Source organism: Thermosynechococcus sp. FA-CM-4201, from assembly GCF_054689355.1.
The window spans coordinates 1,443,450-1,466,564 of the sequence record NZ_CP079920.1 but is presented as its reverse complement, the minus strand read 5'-3'; the positions used below and the strand labels follow the sequence as shown (position 1 = coordinate 1,466,564).

At 53.9% G+C, this 23,115-nt stretch carries 19 protein-coding genes and 1 pseudogene; 16 read left to right on the top strand and 4 right to left on the bottom strand.

From position 1 onward, the window contains the following. Nucleotides 1-87: 87 nt before the first annotated feature. From KV190_RS07140 to KV190_RS07105, 8 genes are all read left to right on the top strand, one after another. Complete coding sequence (locus tag KV190_RS07140) at nt 88-2,115, top strand: BamA/TamA family outer membrane protein (RefSeq protein WP_460192584.1); 2,028 nt, start codon at nt 88-90, stop codon at nt 2,113-2,115. 11 nt (nt 2,116-2,126) lie between these two features. After that, a complete protein-coding gene (gene lpxC / locus KV190_RS07135; RefSeq protein ID WP_460192583.1) occupies nt 2,127-2,984 on the top strand; it encodes a UDP-3-O-acyl-N-acetylglucosamine deacetylase in 858 nt (285 codons plus the stop codon). Between the two features lie 63 nt (nt 2,985-3,047). Next, complete coding sequence (gene fabZ, locus KV190_RS07130) at nt 3,048-3,509, top strand: 3-hydroxyacyl-ACP dehydratase FabZ (protein ID WP_149819609.1); 462 nt, start codon at nt 3,048-3,050, stop codon at nt 3,507-3,509. Nucleotides 3,510-3,521: 12 nt separating this feature from the next. Then, nucleotides 3,522-4,328: an acyl-ACP--UDP-N-acetylglucosamine O-acyltransferase gene (lpxA, locus tag KV190_RS07125; RefSeq protein WP_315863029.1), complete on the top strand. Its 807-nt coding sequence runs from the start codon at nt 3,522-3,524 to the stop codon at nt 4,326-4,328. A gap of 27 nt (nt 4,329-4,355) precedes the next feature. After that, nucleotides 4,356-4,820 (top strand): tRNA (cytidine(34)-2'-O)-methyltransferase, encoded by a 465-nt coding sequence (locus KV190_RS07120; protein WP_460192582.1) that lies wholly within the window; start codon nt 4,356-4,358, stop codon nt 4,818-4,820. Further along, nucleotides 4,817-5,317, top strand: a complete 501-nt coding sequence (locus KV190_RS07115) for a gamma-glutamylcyclotransferase family protein (protein ID WP_460192581.1) — start codon at nt 4,817-4,819, stop codon at nt 5,315-5,317. The genes KV190_RS07120 and KV190_RS07115 overlap by 4 nt, the downstream gene beginning before the upstream one ends. Then, nucleotides 5,314-6,564: an HlyD family secretion protein gene (locus KV190_RS07110; protein ID WP_460192580.1), complete on the top strand. Its 1,251-nt coding sequence runs from the start codon at nt 5,314-5,316 to the stop codon at nt 6,562-6,564. Before KV190_RS07115 ends, KV190_RS07110 begins: the two co-directional genes overlap by 4 nt. A gap of 3 nt (nt 6,565-6,567) precedes the next feature. After that, on the top strand, nt 6,568-8,775 hold the full coding sequence (locus KV190_RS07105; RefSeq protein WP_460192579.1) for a glycosyltransferase: 2,208 nt from the start codon (nt 6,568-6,570) through the stop codon (nt 8,773-8,775). Nucleotides 8,776-8,852: 77 nt separating this feature from the next. Here KV190_RS07105 and KV190_RS07100 read toward each other — a convergent pair. Together KV190_RS07100 and KV190_RS07095 are read right to left on the bottom strand one after the other, a co-directional pair. Next, a pseudogene (locus KV190_RS07100) lies at nt 8,853-9,691 on the bottom strand (IS630 family transposase); the annotation flags it as partial. A 159-nt stretch (nt 9,692-9,850) separates the two neighbouring features. Then, on the bottom strand, nt 9,851-10,294 hold the full coding sequence (locus tag KV190_RS07095) for a hypothetical protein (protein ID WP_460192578.1): 444 nt from the start codon (nt 10,292-10,294) through the stop codon (nt 9,851-9,853). A gap of 115 nt (nt 10,295-10,409) precedes the next feature. Here KV190_RS07095 and hemW point away from each other — a divergent pair, with 115 nt between their 5' ends. The 7 genes from hemW (at nt 10,410) to KV190_RS07060 (ending at nt 19,650) form a co-directional block, all read left to right on the top strand. Further along, nucleotides 10,410-11,609: a radical SAM family heme chaperone HemW gene (gene hemW, locus KV190_RS07090; RefSeq protein WP_460192577.1), complete on the top strand. Its 1,200-nt coding sequence runs from the start codon at nt 10,410-10,412 to the stop codon at nt 11,607-11,609. A 37-nt stretch (nt 11,610-11,646) separates the two neighbouring features. Further along, on the top strand, nt 11,647-13,575 hold the full coding sequence (gene htpG / locus KV190_RS07085) for a molecular chaperone HtpG (RefSeq protein ID WP_460192576.1): 1,929 nt from the start codon (nt 11,647-11,649) through the stop codon (nt 13,573-13,575). Between the two features lie 25 nt (nt 13,576-13,600). Continuing rightward, nucleotides 13,601-15,067 (top strand): site-2 protease family protein, encoded by a 1,467-nt coding sequence (locus tag KV190_RS07080; protein ID WP_460192575.1) that lies wholly within the window; start codon nt 13,601-13,603, stop codon nt 15,065-15,067. Then, nucleotides 15,068-15,829 carry a nickel pincer cofactor biosynthesis protein LarB gene (gene larB, locus KV190_RS07075; protein ID WP_460192574.1) on the top strand — a complete coding sequence of 254 codons (762 nt, stop codon included), beginning with the start codon at nt 15,068-15,070 and terminating at the stop codon, nt 15,827-15,829. It abuts the gene before it with no gap. 42 nt (nt 15,830-15,871) lie between these two features. Further along, entirely contained in the window at nt 15,872-16,168 is a 297-nt protein-coding gene (gene rpsT, locus KV190_RS07070; RefSeq protein ID WP_149820827.1) for a 30S ribosomal protein S20, read from the top strand. 5 nt (nt 16,169-16,173) lie between these two features. Continuing rightward, nucleotides 16,174-16,971 carry a TatD family hydrolase gene (locus KV190_RS07065; protein ID WP_460192573.1) on the top strand — a complete coding sequence of 266 codons (798 nt, stop codon included), beginning with the start codon at nt 16,174-16,176 and terminating at the stop codon, nt 16,969-16,971. A 240-nt stretch (nt 16,972-17,211) separates the two neighbouring features. After that, nucleotides 17,212-19,650 carry a phosphoketolase family protein gene (locus KV190_RS07060; protein ID WP_460192572.1) on the top strand — a complete coding sequence of 813 codons (2,439 nt, stop codon included), beginning with the start codon at nt 17,212-17,214 and terminating at the stop codon, nt 19,648-19,650. On the opposite strand, the gene hisF is transcribed toward KV190_RS07060, so the two are convergent. Together hisF and KV190_RS07050 are read right to left on the bottom strand one after the other, a co-directional pair. After that, complete coding sequence (hisF, locus tag KV190_RS07055; RefSeq protein WP_460192571.1) at nt 19,647-20,483, bottom strand: imidazole glycerol phosphate synthase subunit HisF; 837 nt, start codon at nt 20,481-20,483, stop codon at nt 19,647-19,649. The genes KV190_RS07060 and hisF overlap by 4 nt on opposite strands. Before the next feature lie 15 nt (nt 20,484-20,498). Next, the gene (locus KV190_RS07050) at nt 20,499-21,158 is read right to left on the bottom strand and encodes a hypothetical protein (protein WP_460192570.1); all 660 of its coding nucleotides are present in this window, start codon (nt 21,156-21,158) and stop codon (nt 20,499-20,501) included. A gap of 117 nt (nt 21,159-21,275) precedes the next feature. Between KV190_RS07050 and mrdA the strand changes: the two genes are divergently transcribed. After that, nucleotides 21,276-23,054, top strand: a complete 1,779-nt coding sequence (gene mrdA / locus KV190_RS07045) for a penicillin-binding protein 2 (protein ID WP_460192569.1) — start codon at nt 21,276-21,278, stop codon at nt 23,052-23,054. Nucleotides 23,055-23,115 lie beyond the last annotated feature (61 nt).

The window sequence follows — 23,115 nt, the reverse complement described above, 5'->3', positions numbered from 1 at the left end:
TTGCCGCTTTTGAGTCGTTAACCTACTGTTATATCAATGCCAATGGGTTTGGCTGTATTGACGCGATTTGTTTTTTAGGTGTGAGCAGTGAATAACCAACTTTTTTCGCCAGTGCGAATGCAGCCAATGGGGGCTGCCCTGAAAACGGTAGCAGTGGCAATGGCAACCGTGGCGATCGCCCTCGGTCCTTTGAGTCCCAGCCGCAGCCAAGAAGCCCCCACGCCTCCTGAAAACCAACCCGCCGAAACTCCAGCATCCCCAACACCACCATCGGCAGAGCCTGTACCTGAAAGCTCCCCAGCGGCACCCCCCACCCCCCCGCCTGTGAGTCAGCCCCCCGCGGATGAACCCCAAGTGTTGATTGCGGAAGTGGTGGTTGAAGGAGCCACTCCTGAACTGGAGCAATTGGTCTATCAGGTCATTAGCACTCGACCCGGCAGTACCACCACCCGCACCCAACTCCAACAGGATACCAATGCTATTTTTGCCACAGGCTTTTTTGCCGATGTCAATGCTGTACCCAGCGATACCCCCCTCGGGGTACGGATTACCTTTGTCGTGCGCCCCTATCCAGTACTGCGAGCCGTTCAAGTAGCCGGCAATCAGGTGCTCACCCAAGAAAAAGTTAATGAAATCTTTGCACCCCAAATTGGTCGGACACTGAACCTCCGCGAGCTACAGTCCGGCATTGAGAAAATCAACACATTTTATAGGGATAATGGCTACATCTTGGGGCAAGTGGTCGGCACCCCCCAAGTGGATCCCGATGGCGTCGTGACGTTGCAGGTAGCTGAAGGGGTGGTTGAAGAGGTCACCTATCGCTTCCTGAATAAAGAAGGGGAACCGACAAAACAGCGTACTCGCGACTTTGTGATTAGCCGTGAAATGGACACCCAGCCCGGCGTTGTCCTCAACCAAAATACCGTGCAAGCAGATTTGCGACGCCTCTTTGAACTAGGACTCTTTGAGGATGTGCAAGTTGCCCTTGAACCAGGTCAAGACCCACGCAAAGTGAACTTGATTCTCAATATCAAAGAGCGCAATACCGGCAGTATTTCCGCTGGGGCGGGTTATAGCTCGGCCTCAGGTCTATTTGGCACTGTAGCGTTCCAGCAAAATAACCTCTTTGGTCGCAACTGGAAATTTGGTGTGGAAGCCCAAGGGGGTACTGAAGGGGAGTTTCTCTTTGACATTAACTTTACTGATCCTTGGATTAAGGGGGATCCCTACCGCACCTCCTATACCGTTAGTGCCTTTAACCGCCTCAATGTGCCTTTTACCTTCAGCAATGGCCCCATCAATGTGCCCCTAGCCAATGGTGATTTACCCCGTATTAACCGCTTGGGGGGTGCCGTCTTCTTTACGCGACCCTTTACCAAAGATCGGGATTTGATTCGCACCGCTTGGACCGGTTCCCTTGGTCTGCAATATCAGCGGGTCACCTCCATGGATAGCTCTTTTAATCGAACACCGACGGATTTTCTGGGCAACTGTTTGACCTTCCCAGATGATGGTGTGTGTCGCGGCTACAATGACCTCTTTACCGTGCAAGCAGCAATCCTGCGGGATCTGCGCAATGATCCCCTGCGGCCGACGAGTGGCCAAGTGATTCGCCTAGGCGTGGATCAATCCATTCCTATTGGTGCCGGGAATATCTTAATGAATCGGGTGCGGGGAAGTTATAGCTTCTATATCCCCGTGAAGTTTCTGCGTATTGAGGGGCCGCAAACCTTTGCCTTCAATATCCAAGCGGGCAACATTTTTGGTGATCTGCCCCCCTATGAATCCTTTACGATTGGGGGTGCTAACTCAGTGCGCGGTTGGGAAGAGGGGGCGATCGGCTCCGGGCGCGCCTTTGTGCAAGGGACAATAGAGTATCGGTTCCCAATTTTTAATATTGTTGGTGGCGCCCTCTTTGTGGATGGGGCCAGTTTGCTCGGTACCCAACGCAGCGTACCCGGTCAGCCGGGGATTGTGCGCGGTAAACCCGGAGAGGGGCTAGGCTATGGAGGCGGCCTGCGGGTGAATACTCCCCTAGGCAATATCCGCATTGATTTTGGCTGGAATAATGAAGGAGGCAGCGCCTTCAGCTTTGGCATTGGTGAACGCTTCTAGGAGAAAGATGGATGATCACGGCCTCTGTACCGATGGCATTGGTGGCAACGACTCAACAGACCCTTGGTGGGGCTGCCCAATGGTCAGGGGTGGGCTTGCATTCAGGCCAATGGGTTGAGGTCACCCTTCAGCCGGCACCCACCAATACCGGACGGCAGTTTGTGCGCCTTGATCTGGAGGGACAGCCTGTGATTCCTGCTCAGATTGATGCGGTGCAATCCACTCAGTTGGCAACGGAGTTAGTAGCCAATGGCGCCAGTGTGCGCACGGTTGAACATCTCTTGGCAGCGCTGGCGATCGCTGGCATTGATAATGTCACGATTGAGATCACAGGCCCTGAGGTGCCGGTGCTCGATGGCTCAGCGCAACCTTGGTTAGAAGGCATTCAGAGGGTGGGTGTTGTCCCTCAGGAGGCGCCTCGGCCAGCGGTACCCTTGAGGCAGCCTGTCACCGTTTACGAAGGAGAAGCCTTTGTCAGTGCCATTCCTGCTCCTGAGCTGCGCCTTACCTATGGCATTGACTTTCCCTATGCGGCGATTGGTCGCCAGTGGTGTAGCTTTACCCCTTCAGAACTGGCGGTCGCCGTTGCCCCTGCGCGCACCTTTGGTTTTGCCGAACAAGTGGAGTATCTGCGCAGCCAAGGCCTGATTCAGGGGGGCAGTTTAGAGAATGCTCTGGTGTGCAGTGCCAGTGGTTGGGTCAACCCACCGTTACGCTTTGCCGATGAACCGGTTCGCCACAAGTTACTGGATCTCTGGGGAGATCTAGCCCTACTGGGAACACCCCCCATCGCGCATTATGTCGCCTATCGCGCTAGTCATCATCTGCATACCCAATTGGCACGGGCGATCGCCCAGCAGATGGTTTAGTGGGCAACCATTCTCGCCTATGATTTGTTTATATCTTTAGATTTGCAGCCGACACCTACCCCTATGCCAACGTTGACTGACTCCCCACCGACCACTGTGCTGACGGTTACTGATCTTCAGCAGTTGCTCCCCCACCGCTACCCCTTTTTACTGGTGGATCGGATCATTGACTACGTGCCAGAAAAGTATGCCGTGGGGCTGAAAAACGTCACGATCAACGAACCCTTTTTCCAAGGGCACTTTCCCGGTCGCCCAATTATGCCGGGGGTGCTCATTGTGGAAGCCCTTGCCCAAGTGGGAGGGGTTGTCCTGATGCAGATGAACTGGGCAAAGGATAAGCTTTCTGTGTTTGCGGGCATTGATAAGGTGCGCTTTCGCCGTCCTGTCGTCCCTGGCGATCAGTTAATCCTGCGGGCTGAGCTTCTTGTTGTCAAGCAGCAGCGCATTGGCAAAATGCAAGGACGGGCTGAGGTGAATGGTCAATTGGTCTGTGAAGGCGAGATGATGTTCTCGCTAGTGGACTAGTCACAATCAATGATGCAAACGCTCATCCATCCTACTGCTGTCATTCACCCCAGTGCCGAGCTACATCCCACAGTTCGGGTCGGCCCCTATGCCGTGATTGGTGAACAGGTGCGCGTTGGTGCCCATACCGAAATTGGTGCCCACGTGATTATTGAAGGGCCAACAGAGGTGGGGGTAGGCAATCGTATTTTTCCGGGAGCGATCATTGGCACGGCTTCTCAGGATCAAAAATATACGGGTGCCAATAGTGCCCTACGCATTGGTGACTACAACACGATTCGCGAGTTTGTAACGATTAACCGCGCCAATGGTGAAGGGGATGCCACGATCATTGGTAACCACAATCTACTGCTGGCCTATGTCCATGTGGCCCATGATTGTGTGATTGAGGATCAGGTGGTAATTACGAATGCGGCCTCGATCGCTGGCCATGTTTGCATTGAATCAAAGGCACGCATTGGCGGTATGGTGGGCATTCACCAGTTTGTCCATATTGGTCGCTTGGCAATGGTGGGAGCCATGGCACGGGTCGATCGGGATGTGCCCCCCTATATGCTGGTGGAAGGTCATCCGGCGCGGGTTCGTGCCCTCAATCAGGTGGGACTGCGGCGGGCAGGCGTCACAGACGCAGAAATGCGCGACCTCAAGGAGGCGTTTCGGATTCTCTATCGTCGTGAGTTACCCCTTGCCCAGGCGATCGCCCAATTGGCAACCCTACCCCCTTCTGAGCATTTAGAGCATCTACAGCGCTTTCTCACCTATGCCCGTGAAGAGGGACGACGCGGCTTAACCCCCAGTGGCCGGGCGACAACGGATTAAATCTCTAGTTGCCACTCACTCAACGCCATGCCTGCTGTGGTGCTTGTCCATCCCCAAATTCCCCCCAATACAGGCAATATTGCCCGCACCTGTGCTGCCACCCACACACCGCTGCATCTGATTGAACCCTTGGGCTTTGAACTGAGCGATCGCTACCTCAAGCGAGCTGGTCTTGATTACTGGCCCTATGTCACCTTGCACTGCCATCCTGACTGGCCGACGTTCCTCAAAACTACCCATAGCGGGGGGCGTCTGATTGCCTTTGAGCCTTCAGCACAGCAGATTTACTGGGACTTTAGCTTTGCTGAGAGTGATTGGCTGGTCTTTGGCAGCGAACCCGATGGCATCCCCGCCGATGTCTTAGCGACCTGTGACGCCTTTTTGAAAATTCCCATGTGGCAGCCGGCGGTGCGCAGTTTGAATCTCTCGGCTTCGGTGGCGATCGCCCTCATGGAAGTTTACCGCCAACTCTATTCCTCAACTGCTGGATGACCGAATCGCTCCCCCTTGATAACTCCCCTATTTCAGACAACGGCTGTATCTGGTACTTTGCCTACGGCAGCAACCTCTGTACCACCCAAAAAAAACGTCGCATCGGTACCGTCCCCGCTGCTGAAGTTGCTCAACTGCCGGGCTATCGCCTTGCGTTCAATAAACGCAGTAATGATGGCACTAGCAAAGCAAATCTCGTTCTTGATCCTCACCATTCTGTCTGGGGTGTGATTTATCGCTGCACAGAAGCCGACATTGAACGCTTAGATTTTTACGAAGGTGTTAAGTGGGGACATTACCGTCATGAATTTGTTAGAGTCATAACGTCCACGGGTCAGGCGATAACGGCTCTGACCTATGTGGCAGGGGAGGATTTTATTGATGAAACCCTGTGGCCTTCAGCCGACTATTTAGAGACAATTCTCGAGGGGGCAAAGGAGCACGGGCTTCCTGTTGAGTATGTTGCTGAGTTGTGGGAGTGGAAAAACCGAATATGAATACCTCATCTTCTAGTGCAGTTGCCACCAAACCCCCACAAACTGAGAAACGGCGCCGCATTTTTCGGGTAGTGCGGATTGGCCTAGGGGTGACGCTCATTGGCTTAGCGGTCTATCTCCTCTGGTGGCGACAGCGGAATGTGGTCAGTCGTGTGGGCTACCTGAATGGCACAGTGATTACCCTCTATGCCACGATCCCCGGCACCCTAACCCTAGAAGACTTGCGCCCCGGCGAACTCCTGAATGCTGGTAGACAAATTGGTACCATCCGCAACGATCGCAATCCCCAACTGGAAACCGATCGCCAGAATCTAGAAACTCGTCTCAATGTCGCCCTTTCCCAGCAGCAGGGACTGCAACAGAAACGCAACAGCCGCGTGGCTCTGATTTCTCAACTCGATCGCTATCAGCAGAGTCAGCAAACCCTTGAAGTTCGCTTTGCTCAAGAGGCAGTGCAGCGTACCCTAGGCGAACTGCGCCAAGCCCAAGAAGCTCTGGCCATTGCCCGCATTGAAGCCGATCGCTATACCAGCTTAGTGGAAACAGGGGCTGTGGCGCGCCAACTCGCCGATGAAGCCGTTTCCCGTGCCAAGCAAGCGGCGAAATTCGTTGAGAGTAAACAGGCCGAACTGCGCCGCCAACAAACAGCCCTGCAAGCGGCTCGCCAAGGATTGCAACTGGATGCGTCACGCACCTTTAGCTTTCCCCAAATCCGCCTGATTGATTTAGAAACTGAACTGGTTGATATTGATGTTGAACTTTTGGCAGTGGCCACAACAATTGCCGAGCTACGCCGTGAAATTGCCAACATCAAACAGCAACTCTCCCTGCAACGGCTTGCCCCCGTGAAAGTACCGACGACCGCAGTCGTTTGGTCAGTGATTCACAAAACGGGGGATTTAGGCATTCCTCTGACCGCAGGGGATCCGATCATTAAAGTTCTCGACTGTAGCGATGTTTGGGCAACGGGCTTGGTAGCCGAGCGGGATAATCCTCGCCTGCGCGTGGGTCAGGAAGCAACAGTGCGTTTACTAGATGGGAGCGATCGCCGACTGAGGGGCATTGTGCGGGCGATTCGTGGTGGTCCCGGCAAAGTCGAGGTGGGGGAAAACGTGGCTGTGCCGCCCCCCGATCTAGTGCGCAATGAACTGGCGGTTGATGTTCAACTCTACAACCTACCAGAGGACTTAAGCGCTGAGCGTTTCTGTGGTGTGGGTCAAAGTGTCGAAGTGGTGTTTGGAAGCTAAATCATGCGCCTCAAGTCGTTGCAAACCGATGGCTGGCTTTTGCTCCTAGGCCTTCTCGGTCTTCTAGGGGTATTGCTGTGGCAAGTGGATTGGCGGGATCTGCTACCGAATCTTGTCGGTTTTTGGCATGAAGGACAAGCCATCATGCGCCCTCAGGGGACCACCCTTGAGGCACTGCTACTCCCCGCCTTTGTGTGGCTTGCCATCACGTTTCTCCTTAAGGAACTCTGCCCTAAACCCACTTTTTGGTCACGGCTGATCGTTAGTGTCGGCATTGCCCTACTGGGGATTCGCTATGAATTGTGGCGCTTCTTTGGCAGTCTCAACTTGGATGATCCCCTCAATGGCACGATCTCCGTCGTGCTCTTTTTGGCAGAATTGCTGACGGTTCTCAATAGTGTGGCCTTTTTCTTTCACTGCATTTTCTCCATTGATCGCACCCCCGAAGCCGATCGCCTCAGTCAAGCGGTGATTCGCGGGGAGTATCTGCCTTGGGTAGATGTAATCTTACCAACCTACAACGAAGGGGTGGATATTTTGCGGCGTTCGGTGATTGCCTGCCAAGCCATGGATTACCCCAACAAGCGGGTTTACCTGCTCGATGATACCCGTCGGCCAGCGGTGCGTGCTCTTGCCGCAGAATTGGGCTGTGAATATCGCGATCGCCCCGACAACCGCCATGCCAAGGCAGGCAACATTAACCACGCTCTTCCCACCCTCACGGGGGAACTAATTGCCGTCTTTGATGCCGACTTTATGCCCACGCGCAACTTCCTCACCCGCACCGTTGGCTTTTTCCAAGACCCCAAGACGGCAATGGTGCAGACGCCGCAGCATTTTTTCAATGAAGACCCCATCGCCGTCAATCTGGGACTAGAGGGCATCCTTAATAACGAGCAAACGCTTTTCTTTCGCTTTATTCAACCCTGCCGTGACTATTGGGACTCCGTTGTGTGCTGTGGCACCTGTTTTGTGATTCGCCGTAGTGCCCTCGATGAAATTGGTGGCATTCCCACCGACAGTATCACCGAAGACTACATGACAACCATTAAGCTGCAAAGCCTTGGCTATCGCGTCAAATACCTCAATGAAGCCTTGGCGGCGGGCATGTCCCCGGAGACGATTAGTGCCTACATTAACCAACGGCTGCGCTGGGGGCAGGGCACACTGCAAATGCTCTTTTTGGGGGGCAACTTTTTCACCGCCCCTAATCTGCGGCTGACGCAGCGCCTCTCCCATTCCTTGAGTATCATCTACTGGTTTCTCTCCATTCCGCGGGTGATCTTTCTTTTGGCACCGTTGGCCTTTTTGCTTTTTGGTATTGCCCCCTTGCGGGCAACGGTGAACGAGATTCTCTACTTTTACTTTCCCTACTATCTGGGGAATATCATGGCCTTTTCGTGGCTCACTGAAGGTCGCCGCTCCGCTTTTTGGTCGGATGTCTATGAAACGATTATTGCCTTTCCAATGGCTATCACCGTGATTCGCACGCTCATTAGTCCGAGGGGCAAAACCTTCAAAGTGACCCCCAAAGGGGTGGTGGATCCCCATCGCATCAATATCAACTGGCCGCTGATTCGTCCCCTGATGATCATTGCCATTTTGACGATTGTTGGCCTGATCTGGCGCAGCTCTCCCCTGCAGGATACGATTGTCAACCCCGATAGCTTGGCGGTAAATATCGTTTGGTCAATCTATAATTTGTCGCTGCTATTGGTGTGTATGCTGGTGGCCATTGATGTACCGCAGCGCCGTTTTACTCGCTTTCTGCGGGCTGAACCCTGCGAACTCATTGTTGGGGGCGATCGCTATGTCGGGCAAACTGTGGATATTTCTGAAGAGGGCGCCCGCTTACAAATCCGCCGCTGTGACACCTGTCGGGAAAGCCATCCTTCGCCGCAGGGATTGCGAACCTACAGTGCCCAATTTCGCCTCTTGCCCCCCAGTGAACTTGCAGATCTATGGATTTCAGCAGAGCTACGCTGGCACGATCAAGAACGCTTGATGCAGCTTCAGCAGGGGGGGAGTAGTGACCCCGTCGAAATGCGCATTCGCTTTCTGGATTTATCCTTGGCGGAGCAACGTCGTCTCATTCCCTACCTCTACTGCCAACCGGGGCAATGGGATGAAATTCGTGTTCCTGAAATTAAGACCGCTTGGGCAATGATTCAAAGTGTCTTTCGCCTGCATCCCCTTGCCGAAAGTCGCTAGACCATTCTTGAATTTCTGCTTTCAGTGTTCTGTATCAGTTTATAGCTATTCCAATCAAGAATGAGATACTGTCCAGCACAATAATTGCGAATCACCTCATCAATAGAACTGTTTGACCCTGCATGCATCCGCGCTCGCTTCAACGCACTCAAGTCGTGCTCAATCACGTTCAAGTCAGGAGAGTATTTCGGTAAAAATAACACCTCGTGACCCGCCACTTTGACCACTGCCTGAATCGCCCCTTTCGGATGAATTGGTGCATTATCCATCATCAACAACGAACGTTTCTCTAACGCCGGCAAACAGTATTGACTCAGCCAGCTCACAAACCCTAACCCATTCAAATATCCTGAAAACAGCATCAGCGCTATGAAATCTTTCTGGTGTCTATGCCGTCCTGCTACTAAACTCTCTCTTCTCTTACGCTTCCCAACTCGCTCTCCATCAATTCGTTGGCCTCGCGCTGACCCCCCATACTCACACTCCACCCGAGCGTCAAACCCCGTCTCATCGATATACACCACCGTTTCCTCGCCGTGACTCTCTACCCATGTGTCGAGCTGCTGTTGATACGCTTGGCGCTCTTCTTCACACCGTTCTTGGTAACGCATCTGTTTTTTTTTCGGGTGATGCCCATCTGGTCGAGGGCGTAACTAATGGTGGAAACTTGGACGCCAAATCGCTGGGCGCGGTCGATTAAACGGTCATCAGGATGGGCAGCAACATCCGCTGCTAAGGCTTCCCAATCCAGTTTCCAAGGACGACGGGGAACAACCGTGGGCGCTAAGTCCTCTCGCTTCAGTCAGCGATGGATGGTGGCGCGGCTCACCTGAAAGATTTGAGTCGCTTCACTGATTTTGCCACCTTGCTTGATATAGGAGACAACCCGCTCTCGTAAGTCCAGGCTATAGCTCATATTCTTGAGTAACATTCATGACTCTTTGAGTATAGCCTATCCCTCTTGAAAATATCTCACTCCCTTTCGAAATAGCTATATCTAGCCAAATCGACGGCCATTGCCCTCGATGGGTCAACTTCAGTAGTTTCTGGCTCCTGCTCAACCACAAATTCAACCTCAAACCATTGGGCATTGCAGCGCGGGATGCTCCTCACCTCTTTCAGGGAAGGGGAGACGAACAGGACCAAACACCTTCTTGAAGTGCCTCGACATCGGAATCTGGAAGTAGCCATCTTTCTTCAGATAGCGGGGCAACCTCACCTGCCTGTACAGCCCTTGCTGAGCCTTGTTGAGCAAGCGGAAAAACGACCTGAAGGCTCTGTCCACTGCTTTGAGGGTTTGCTGAGCGATGTCGGTATTCAGTAGCGCATAGTTTTCGTTCTCCTTGCAGGCGTGGTAGTTGGCTTCATAACGGAGGTGCTGATGTTTTTCAAAGAAAAACTGCCTGACGGAATAAAGCCCTACGTTGTAGAGATTTTTGGTGAATCTGCACAGGGCGCGTAAGGCAGCAAATTCCTGCCGACTCAAACCCCGGATTTGGTTCTTCTGAGTGACATACATTTTGTGCTCTCCACAACACCCTTATTGTAGAGAATAGGAAAGACTTCTATTGGCGGCTGTGCCGCCACTCCTATCTCTCCCTGCCCTAAACTGCAGGGTTTCTCGGAGGTCTTTGATGACTACAGCCGCATACATTCATCTGCCTTTTTGTCGGCGCCGCTGCTTCTACTGTGACTTTCCGATTACGGTGGTGGGGAATTCCCTCGAGCTGGCAGAATCACTCATCCAAGAGTATGTGGCTGCGCTGTGTCAAGAAATTGCCCACACCCCTGCTGAGCCGCTACCGCTCCAAACAATCTTTTTTGGGGGGGGAACACCGTCTCTAGTACCGCCTCAATACATTGGCCAACTGCTGGAAGCCCTCGATCGCCAGATCGGGATTGCCCGAGGGGCAGAAATTTCTATGGAAATGGATCCGGGGACATTTGACTTGGAGCAATTGCAGGGCTATCTCAAGGTAGGAGTGAATCGCGTCAGCTTGGGTGTACAGGCCTTTGACGATGAGCTATTGCAAGTGTGTGGCCGTAGTCACGATGTGGCCGATGTTGAGCGGGCAGTTGCGATGCTTCATAGGGCGGGGGTAGAAAATTGGAGCATAGATCTCATTTCAGGCTTGCCGCAACAATCCTTAGCGGATTGGCAATTCTCCCTAGAGCGAGCGATCGCTCTCAACCCAACCCATCTCTCTATCTATGACCTGATCATTGAGCCAAAAACCGTCTTCAGCAAACGCTATCAACCCGAAGCAGCCCCCCTACCCACCCAAGAGAATGCTGCCGCTGCCTATCGCCTTGGCCACGAAATGTTAACCGCAGCGGGCTACGATCACTACGAAATTTCTAACTATGCCCGACCGGGGTTTGCCTGTCGTCACAATCAAGTGTATTGGCGCAATCAACCCTACTATGGCTTTGGCATGGGCGCCACCAGTTATCTTGGGCATCGTCGCCTCAGCCGTCCGCGTACCCGCCGTGAATACTATCAATGGCTGCAAAGCTTACCCGAGAGCCTCAATCAAGTCAGTCCAGATTCCCTGTGGGATCGCTGGTTGGAAACCCTGATGCTGGGCTTGCGCCTCAGGGACGGCCTCTCTTTAGCTGCTCTAGCGGATGAATTTCCGATGTCGTGGGTTGAAGCACTACAAGCAGCAGCGGCAAACATGTCTCCAGAGATACTTTCTTTGGCGGGCGATCGCCTGCACTTGACACAACCAGCAGGATTTCTAGTGGCTAATCACGTCATTGTCACCCTGTGGGAAGCATTGGAGGGATCGGTTTTCCGCCAACAGGAAGGGGAACCCCTACCGATACACTAGAGGTTGTCTGACCAAGAATACACTCACGGGAAGCATCATGTTGGAACAGGGAACCATTTCAATCCATACTGAGAATATTTTTCCAATCATTAAAAAGTGGCTCTACTCCGATCATGAGATTTTCCTGCGGGAACTGGTCTCCAACGCCGTAGATGCCATCCAAAAACTGCGGATGGTGGCACGCTCTGGGGAATATAGCGGCGATGTGGATCACCCGGAAGTGACGATCACAATTGACAAAGAAAACAAAAAGCTGGCGATCGCCGACAACGGCATTGGCATGACCGCCGAGGAAGTCAAAAAATACATTACCCAAGTGGCCTTTTCCAGTGCCGAAGAATTTGTTCAAAAATACAAAGGCGAAGGGGAAGACGCCATCATTGGTCACTTTGGCCTTGGCTTTTACTCCGCCTTCATGGTCTCAGAACGGGTGGAAATTGATACCCTCTCCTACCGCGAAGGTGCCGTCCCCGTGCATTGGACTTGTGATGGTTCCACCGAATTTACCCTCTCCGATGGCCAGCGCACCACTGTGGGGACAACCGTCACCCTAACGCTCCAAGACAGTGAATTGGAGTATCTAGAGCCGGGGCGCATCCGTGAACTCATCCGCAAGTACTGTGACTTCTTGCCCGTGCCGATTAAGCTGGAAGGCGAGCAAATCAATAAACAAATTGCCCCGTGGAAGAGTGCCCCCAATAGCCTCAGCAAAGAGGACTACCTAGAGTTTTATCGCTATCTCTACCCCTTCCAAGAAGATCCTCTGCTCTGGGTTCACCTCAATACCGACTATCCCTTTGTGGTCAATGGCATTCTCTACTTTCCAAAGCTGCGCCCCGATATTGATGTCACTAAGGGGCAAATTAAGCTCTACTGCAACCAAGTCTTTGTCAGCGATAACTGTGAAGAGGTGATCCCGCGCTTTTTGCTGCCCCTGCGGGGGGTCATTGACAGTAGCGACATTCCCCTGAATGTGTCCCGCAGTTTCCTGCAAAAGGATCGTACCGTTCGCAAAATTGCTGACTACATTGCCAAAAAAGTGGGCGATCGCCTGAAGGAGCTGTACCGCGAAGACCCCGCTGCCTACGTGCGCTCTTGGCAAGACTTGGGCACCTTTGTCAAATTTGGCTCGATCAATGACGAGAAGTTCAAAAAGCAGGTGGAAGACATTCTCATCTACCGCACCACCGCTGAACTGACCTCTAAAGAAAGCGAGGATGTCTGGGCCAGTGAGGGGGGTATTCACGTGGATGGCAAAACCTACACCACCCTTAAGGAATACCTCGAGCGCAACAAAGAGCGCCAAGGCAATCGCGTCTATTACTGCACCGATGAGGTGAACCAAGCCACCTACGTGCAACTGCTTAAAAGCCAAGGGATTGAAGTCCTGTTTATGGACAGTTTCATTGATACCCACTTTGTGCCGTGGCTAGAGCAGAACTACAGCGATGTCAAGTTCCTGCGGGTGGATGCAGAACTGGATGAGACGCTCATTGACAAAAACAAAGAGAGCGAACTCGTCGATCCCACCACGAAGAAAACCCGCAGCGAGCAGATCAAATCCCTCTTTGAATCCGTGCTGAAAAAGCCAAAGCTGACGATTCGCACCGAAGCCCTCAAGGCCGATGCCCCCCCAGCGATGATCCTGTTGCCGGAAACCAGTCGGCGGCTGCAGGAGATGATGGCAATGATGCAGCAGCAACCCAATGCGCAGTTGCCAGAGGAGCATATCTTGGTTGTCAACACCGCCCATCCCTTGGTGCAAAATCTCCTCAGCCTCAACCAAGGCACGATTATTCAAACCAGCGGCACCTCAGAAACGGGTACATTGGTCGAAAAGCTGTGTCAGTATATCTACGATTTGGCCTTAATGTCGCAGCGGGGCTTTGATGCCAATGGTATGCAGCAATTTACAGAGCGTGCCAGTCAAGTCCTGACCCAACTGACCACTATGGCCACGCGCTAACGTTTGCAGAGGCGGGAGGTAACGCATGATTATTACGGTAGGCCTATTGGCGGGAGCGATCGCCCTACTGGCGTGGGGACTATACCGCAACCTGCCCTACGGCAAGCTGGGGATTGTGGCTTGGTTGCAAACCCTTGTCCTGATGCTCCCTTGGCTGGTGGTTTTTGGCAGCCTCAGCTTTGGGATTGTGATTAACTTTGCTGCTGTGCTCTTTGGGCTAGTGTTCTCGATTGTGGCCTATGTTGCCCTTGGCCGTTGGTTGCGATCGCTGGCGGCCACCGCCGAACTGCCCCTACCCTCTGCCCCTGCTGGTCGTTCGGAACTGGAGCAAGCCACCACAGAACAGACGACCCCAGCCCAGACTACTGCACGACCCAGCCTTCCCGCTGAAGACCTACAAGCGATTCAAAATATCTTTAGCGTTGATACCTACTTCGCCACCGACTACATTCCCTACAAGGGGGGCGTGATCTGCCCGGGGAATTTGCGGGGAGAGGCCAAAGTGGTGCATCAGCAACTCACCGAACGCCTACAGGCCGCCTTGCCCGATCGCTATCGCCTCTTTATGGTGGCCAATGGGGATGGCAAGCCGATGGTCGTGATTTTGCCGATGACGACCGAACCCATTCGCTCGGGCAATCTTCAGAAGCTGGCAGCGGTTTTCTTGGCGGTGGCCACCCTTGGAACCTGTCTTGAGACCAGCGCCATCTTGCAGGGGTTTAGCTTACTGGGAAATCCAACCACTGGCCTCTTTCAGCGATCGCTCCCCTTTGCCTTGGGTCTCTTTGGCATTGCCGCTATACGGGAAGGGGGTCACTGGTTAATGGCCAAACGCTATCGGGCACGCTTAGGGCCGCCCATCTTTTTGCCGGCATGGCAGTTGGGGACGTTTGGTGCCATGACCCGCATTGAATCCTTCCTTGCCAATCGCAGTCAACTCTTTGACATTGGTGCAGCGGGGGCGATCGCCGCCGGTAGTGTTTCGCTGCTGCTGTTGGCCATTGGCCTTGTCCTCTCGCCCACGAGTCAAGGGTTAGAGGTACCGACCCTCTTTTTCCAAGGATCGATTTTGGTGGGGACGATCGCCAAGCTCTTTTTGGGGCAGCAGTTGCAAAGCGAAGTGGTGATGGTGCATCCCTTTGTGATTCTGGGCTGGCTGGGCTTGATCATGACCGCCTTGAACTTAATGCCAGCGGGGCAACTGGATGGCGGGCGGATTATTCAAGCGATTTACGGCACAAAAACCGCCAAACGACTGACGATTATTACGCTTGTGGTCTTGGGCTTGGTGGCGATCGTCAACCCCTTGGCCTTGTATTGGGCGTTGGTGATCCTGCTGTTGCAGCGGGATGTGGATCAGCCCAGTCTTGATGAGATCACCGAACCCGATGACACCCGTGCTGGTCTTGGTCTGCTGCTGTTGTTCTTAATGGCCGCTACCCTGATCCCAATGGCACCGGGGTTAGCCGGTCGCTTGGGAATTGGAGGCTAAATGCCCGATTCACTGCGGCAAATTTTGACGGCGATCGCCCAAGGGCAACTGAGCGTAGAGACCGCCTATCGCCAACTGCAACACCTTTCCTACGAACCCATTGGCGATTTTGCGCGCATTGATCACCAGCGGCAGCAGCGCACCGGCTTTCCAGAGGTGATCTGGGGTCCCGGCAAAACCCCGCAGCAGATTGCCGAGATTCTGGAGCGGATGCGTCCCCACTATCCCTGTGTGATGGCCACACGCATTTCCCCCGAGGTGTTTGAGGCAGTGCGATCGCGCCTTGGTGGGCTGCACTATTTTGAAAAGGCACGGATTTGCAGTACAGCCCCCATTTTGCCGCCGCAGTTTCCGCTTCAGGTGGGCTTGGTCTGTGCGGGTACAGCAGATCTACCCGTGGCCGAAGAGGCCGCAGTGACGTTGCAGCTCTCAGGATTTGGCGTTGAGCGGTTTTGGGATGTGGGAGTAGCTGGGATTCATCGGCTGCTGAGTGTGCGCGATCGCTTGGAGGAGATGGCCGTACTCATTGTGGTTGCGGGTATGGAGGGAGCACTGCCCAGTGTGGTGGCGGGGCTAGTCTCAGTGCCCGTGATTGCTGTGCCCACCAGTATTGGCTATGGCGCAAACTTTGGCGGTTTGGCAGCGCTACTGACAATGCTCAACTCCTGTGCCCCCGGCATTGGTGTCGTCAATATTGATAATGGCTTTGGGGCGGCAATGCTAGCGGCCAAGATCTTGCGATCGCTCAGCCAACGGTTATAATGGTTATTTGTTCTTAACGTGTGATAGATCATCAGGTGACCTGTGGCTAACATCAAATCTGCCGCTAAACGTGCCCAAATTGCTGAGCGCAACCGTCTTCGCAACAAAGCCTATCGCTCGGCAGTGCGGACGCTGATTAAAAACTACTTGACGGCCATTAGTCAGTATGCCGCCGATCCCACTCCGGAAAAACTGGCGGAAGTCCAGCAGCGACTCAACTTGGCCTTTAGCAAAATTGACAAAGCCGTTAAGCGCGGCGTTCTCCATCGCAACACCGGTGCCCGTCGTAAAGCTCGGCTGACCCGTATCCTCAACAAAACGCTGCAACCCGCTGCCTAATCCCCATGTTGGTGGATACCCACGTCCATCTCAACTTTCCAGAGTACGCCTCCGATCTCGATGCAGTGGCTGAACGCTGGCGATCGGCGGGAGTGGTGCGGCTGGTTCATTCCTGTGTCGAACCCAGTGAATTTCCCACGATTCAGAGCCTTGCCGCGCAGTTTCCCGAACTCTTTATGGCAGTGGGTCTCCATCCCTTGGATACAGAACAGTGGCAGCCCGACCTCAAGGAAAAAATTGCCAGCCTAGCCGCCAGTGATCCCAAGGTGGTGGCCATTGGCGAAACGGGTTTAGATTTTTACAAAGCCACGAACCGCGAAGAACAGGAAGCGGCCTTTTGGGCACAGTTGGAGGTTGCCCACAGCTTGAATCTGCCAGTGATTATCCACTGTCGGGAGGCCGCCGCTGCGGCACGGGATTTAATTCAACAGTTTGTTCGCGATCGCGGGCCGGTGCAAGGGGTGATGCACTGCTGGGGCGGTACCCCCGAAGAAACTGAATGGTTCCTCGATCTGGGTCTTTTTATTAGCTTTAGCGGCACTGTCACGTTTAAGAACGCCAAACAAATCCATGCCTCGGCACAAATGGTTCCCAGCGATCGCCTGCTAGTGGAAACGGATTGCCCCTTCCTTGCCCCTGTGCCCAAACGGGGCGAAAAACGCAACGAACCCAGCTATGTGCGCTTTGTGGCTGAAGCCGTCGCCCGTCTGCGACAGTGTGACCTCTTGGAATTAGAACAACAGACGACCCTCAACGCCTGTCAGCTCTTTCGCCTACCCCTGCCCGCCGAACTTACCCCATAAATTTCTCAGGCATTGGGGAATTGACTGAATTGAATCAACGTTAAAAAATCTAGCGCATTTGCGAGCCTGCCCGTTTCAGCATCCTAGGATGGGGCTGTAGGCTAAAGACGATAGTTTAGGATGTGTCCCGATTAGTTAAGTAGGCAATCCGTGGACTCTTTATCAACGCCGTTAGCACCTTGATCTATATGATCTCGGTTGATTTTCTTGATACTCATGCTGACTTGACGAGGATACTGTATGGTTAGCTCTCCTCCCCGTCCCACTGAACTCACTGCTGATATTCATGCTTTTGGTCCAGCTCGCGCCACAATTCAAGGACAGCCCTTGAGTGATAGTGAAGTTGAGGCCATGGATGCCTTCTTCCGCGCTTGTAACTATCTGGCCGTGGGCATGATTTATTTGCTCGATAACCCCCTGCTCAAGGAACCCCTCAAGCCCGAGCACATCAAAAAACGCCTCCTTGGTCACTGGGGATCGAGTCCGGGTCTGTCCTTTTGCTACCTTCACCTCAATCGCATTATTAAAAAGTACCAACAGGAGGTGATTTTCCTAGCGGGTCCCGGTCATGGGGCACCGGGGGTCTTGGCACCCGTTTACCTTGAGGGCAGTTACACCGAGATTTACCACAACATTAGTGAGGATGCCCACGGCCTCAAAAAATTCTTCAAACAGTTCTCCTTCCCCGGTGGGATTGGTAGCCACTGCACCCCAGAAACGCCCGGCTCGATTCACGAAGGGGGAGAACTGGGCTATGTCCTCTCCCATGCCTGTGGTGCTGCCTTTGACAATCCTGATTTAATTGTGGCGGCAGTGGTTGGCGATGGGGAAGCAGAAACGGGGCCTTTGGCCACCTCATGGCATATCAATAAGTTCCTCAACCCGGCGCGCGATGGGGCAGTCTTGCCCATTCTCAACTTGAATGGCTACAAGATTAACAACCCGACGATTTTGGCACGGATTCCCCATCAGGATTTGGAAAACTTCTTCCGGGGCCTAGGGTATGAACCCTGCTTTGTCGAAGGCTCCGATCGCCCCTCAATGCACCAAGCAATGGCCGCCACCCTCGACTACTGCGTCACTAAAATTAAGGAGATTCAACGGGTGGCTCGGGAAGAGGGCGTCACCACCTTACCCCGTTGGCCGATGATTGTGCTGCGTACCCCCAAAGGCTGGACAGGCCCAGCGGAAGTAAATGGCCACAAAGTGGAAGGCTTCTGGCGAGCACACCAAGTGCCCATGGCCGATGTCCACACCAACCCTGAAAACCTTAAGCTCCTTGAAAATTGGCTGCGCAGCTACCGCCCCGAAGAACTCTTTGATGAGAATGGCACATTTCGTCCTGAACTCAAGGCCTTGGCGCCAACGGGCAACTACCGTATGGGGATGAATCCCCACGCCAATGGTGGGCTATTGCGCAAGGATTTGAAAATGCCAGACTTCCGGCAGTACGGCATTACGTTTGAGAAACCCGCCCAAATTGAGGTGGAAAATACCCGTCCCCTTGGCGTCTTCCTGCGGGATGTGATGCGTAATAATATGACCAATTTCCGCGTCTTTGGTCCCGATGAAAATACCTCGAATAAACTCAATGCCATTTATGAGGTCAGCAAGAAATTCTGGATAGCGGAATACTTTGAGGAGGACGCCGATGGCGGTGAATTGTCCCCCAATGGTCGCGTCATTGAAATGCTCAGCGAGCACACCATGGAGGGGATGCTGGAGGGCTACCTGCTGACGGGGCGGCATGGGTTCTTCTCCACCTATGAGTCCTTTGTCCATGTGATTGACTCGATGTTTAACCAACACGCCAAATGGTTGAGCATCTGCAATGAACTCTCGTGGCGGGCTGATGTTGCCTCATTGAACTTGCTGATTACGTCAACGGTGTGGCGGCAGGATCACAATGGCTTCACCCACCAAGATCCGGGCTTTTTGGATATTGTCTGCAACAAGAGTGCAAAGGTAACGCGGATTTACCTGCCCCCCGATGTCAACTCACTGCTGTCGGTGGCGGATCACTGCCTGCGGAGCAAAAACTATGTGAATGTGATTGTTTCTGACAAGCAGTTGCACTTGCAGTACATGACGATGGATCAGGCCATTGTCCACTGCACGAAGGGGCTAGGCATTTGGGACTGGGCTAGCAATGATCAAGGCTGTGAACCCGATCTGGTCATGGCCAGTGCGGGGGACATTCCCACCCAAGAGGCGTTGGCGGCGATCGCCCTCCTGCGGCAGGAGTTTCCAGAGCTGAAGATTCGCTATATCAATGTGGTGGATCTCTTTAAGCTGCAACCGGAAACCGAACACCCCCACGGCCTGAGCGATCGCGACTTTGATAGTCTCTTTACCCTCGATCGCCCGATTATCTTTAACTTCCATGGCTATCCGTGGTTGATCCACCGTCTCACGTACCGCCGCCACAATCATCGTAATTTGCACGTGCGCGGCTACAAAGAAAAGGGCAACATCAACACCCCCCTTGAGTTGGCCATCAATAATGAGATTGATCGCTTTAGTCTCGCCATTGATGCCATCGATCGCCTCCCTGGTCTTCAAGTGGCGGGTGCCCATGCCAAGGAGAAATTCCGAAACATGCAAATTGAAGCCCGCAACTACGCCTACGAGTACGGTGTGGACAAGCCGGAGTTTAGCCACTGGACTTGGCCGTTTTAGCTTGCTCCTCTAGGTTGATGCTCTGTTCCTCTCTTCGCTGATCGGCAAGGGAGGGGTTCTTCTTGGCGCACGGGCACTTGGTGCTGATGGAGATAGTCCTTGATCTGGGCGATCGTCAGTTGGCCATAGTGTAGGAGCGAAGCTAAGAGTGCCGCCTCTGCTTTCCCTTCCACTAGGGCAGCGCGAATATGCTCACAGGTGCCTGCCCCCCCAGAGGCAATCACAGGAATCTCCACCCGCTCGGCGATCGCCCGCGTCAATTCGAGGTCGTAGCCCGCCTGTGTCCCATCGGCATCCATACTGGTCACCAGCAGTTCGCCCGCACCCCGTTTGGCCATTTCCACCGCCCACTCAATAGCATCTAGCCCCGTGGCTTCGCGTCCGCCGCGCACATAGACTTGCCAACGGGGTTGGTCTGGATCGCAGTCGGGTTGGCGCCGCGCATCAATGGCAACAACAATACACTGGGCACCAAAGCGATCGCTGGCCTGATTCACGAGATCAGGTTGCCGCACTGCCGCCGAATTCAGGCTGACTTTATCTGCCCCGGCGCGCAATAGGTCTTTGATCATCGTCAGGGACTGAATCCCACCCCCTACTGTCAGGGGAATAAACACCTGATCCGCGGTGCGATAGACGACATCAATAATGATGTTGCGCTCTTCATGGGTGGCTGTAATATCGAGAAACACCAGTTCATCGGCACCCGCTGCATTGTAGGCTTGGGCGAGTTCGACCGGATCGCCGGCATCGCGCAGGTTGACAAAGTTCACGCCCTTGACGACGCGACCCGCCTTCACATCCAGACAGGGCAAAATTCGTTTGGCAAGCATTTGGCCTCCTTGGGACTACTGCACAGTGACACGGCGACCCCCACCACTGACAAAGATAATGGCGCGACCATCCGCCATCGGTTCCCAACCGACATCAAAGCCACTACGCCAAGCCACGGCACGGGCTGCCCGAAAACAATCAAAGCTATCGGGACGCACAAAAAAGACAAGGGAATAGCGGCTGGGGGAGAGGCGATCAATGGTACGCCGAAAGTTCGACGTGGGTTTTTCCAGCGTGCTAAAGGATTCGCCACCGCTGCGATCGCGGGGTTCAAAGAAGGTTTGCAAAATCGGTTGCCCTTGGCTGCGAACCAGACTCAGGCGCACATTGTAGTAGCGGGTACTGTGGCGAAAGGACTCTAGTTGTTGCTGAATTTGGCGGGGATCTGCAAAGGGATTTTCTGTGATCCGCCGCAGATGGCGATCAATGGCCTCACTGGCTTGATCCTCCTCAAGGGGCATGGCGCGATTTTCACGACACTCAAAGAAATACACCTGCTTGCGGGTTTCGCGGGCAATGGGTGTGCGCACAAGAGCAGGAGACACCGCTGCCGTCAAGCTAGCAAAGAGGCAGACAAAGATCATCACCCCCACGGTATTGGTGAGGACATCGAGGAACGAGTCCAGATTTTGACTGGGGGTTTGGACTTGGGGACGGGAGCGCGATCGCTTCATGAAGCGGCAGTACAGAGACTTCTTCTAGGTTATCGGAATTCTCGACCTCTGGTCTCAGCGCATCTGATAGAGTGGCAATTGAAGACTCAGTGATCAACTCCTCAACTTCTCCCGCCTATGGCAATGCTCAAAACGCGCCCCTCTCGTCCCCTCACCTACCAAGCCTACGATCGTGTGGTTGGCAAACAGGGTCGGGTCTTGGTGTTGCTCTCGATCATGACGGTATTTTTGCTGGGAGGCATTGGTGCCCGCTTGGGCTATCTGCAAATTGTCGAGGGCGATCGCAACCGCCAGATGGCCGATGAAAACCGCATTCGCCTGATTCCCAAACCGCCGGAGCGGGGGAAGATTTTGGATCGCAAAGGGCGGATCCTCGCGGGAAATAAGTTCTCCTACTCGGTATTTCTCTGGCCCCTTGCGGCGAAAAAGCCCGAATGGCCGCAGACGGTGAACATTCTCTCGCGGGTGCTCAATATTCCTGCCAGTGAGATCGAAGCGCGGGTCAAGCAAGCAGGGGTGAATTCCCCTTCGTTGATTCGCATTGCCCAAGGGATTAGCCAAGCGCAAATTGTTGCCCTCGAAGAACACCGCAATTTCCTAACGGGGGTTGAAATTGACCGTGAAGCCATGCGCTTTTATCCCCACGGCGAAACGGCCGCCCACATCATTGGCTATATCGGCGAACTGAATGAGGAAGAACTAGCGGCGCGTCGGGATCAGGGCTACCGCCTTGGCGATGTCATGGGCAAAATGGGCGTCGAAGCCACCTATGAAAAGGTACTACGGGGGACATGGGGCGGTCAGCAGGTGGAGGTGGATGGTCAAGGTAAAGTGATTCGCATTCTGGGTCAAAAGGTAGCTCGACCGGGGAATGACATCACGCTTTCAGTGGATTTGGACCTGCAAAAAGCGGCGGAAGCAGCCCTAGGGAGTCGGCCGGGGGCGATCGTGGCTATGGATCCCCGCGATGGTTCGATTCTTGCCTTGGCCAGTTATCCTGCCTTTGACCCCAATTGGTTTGCCCGCCGCATGACCCAAGCGCAATGGGACGAGCTACAACGGCGGCAATTTCCCTTTGTCAACCGTGCCCTGCAAGGGTTCCCTCCCGCGAGTACGTTCAAAATCGTGACGACGGTGGCGGGTCTGGAGTCTGGGAAGTTCAGCCCTGATACGGTACTGATGACCTATCCGGCTCTTTACACGGGTGGCTTTGCCTTCCATGATTGGAACCGGGCAGGCTTTGGCCCCCTTGGCTTTGCCGGTGCGATGGCGTGGAGTAGCAACACCTTTTTTGGCCAAGTGGCGCGCCGTATTGGTCCTGAGACCCTCATTGAGTGGGCACGGCGCTTTGGCATGGGGTCTAAGACTGGCATTGACTTGCCCGGCGAAGCGGCTGGCTTTGTCCCTGACCCCAAGTGGAAACAGGAAACCTTTGGTGAAGGTTGGTACGACGGTGACTCATTGATCACGTCCATTGGCCAAGGGGCATTGCAGGTGAGTCCAGTGCAAGCGGCGGTCATGTTTGCGGTACCTGCGAATGGGGGCTACAAAGTGCGGCCGCACTTGATTGCTTCTCAAAATCCCGATCGCTGGCGACAGTCATTGAATTTGAAACCCTCTACGGTGCAGGTGCTGCGCCAAGGCTTACGCCAGGTGGTGACCAGTGGTACCGGTGCGGCATTAAATGTGCCTGAGGTGGCAATCGCCGGCAAAAGTGGTACCGGCGAAGACCCCCCCCGTCCTCACCACACTTGGTTTGGTGCCTATGCCCCTGCGGACAAGCCTGAAATTGTGGTCGTCGCCTTTGCGGAAAACTCTGGTGGCGGCGGTGGTTCCGTGGCGGGTCCGATGGTGCTCAAAGTGATTCAGACCTATATGAAAATTCGCGATCGCTAGCTCCTTGCGGTTCAGAAGATTGTCATTCCCCAAGGTTACGCCTAGAATTTGAAGGAATGCG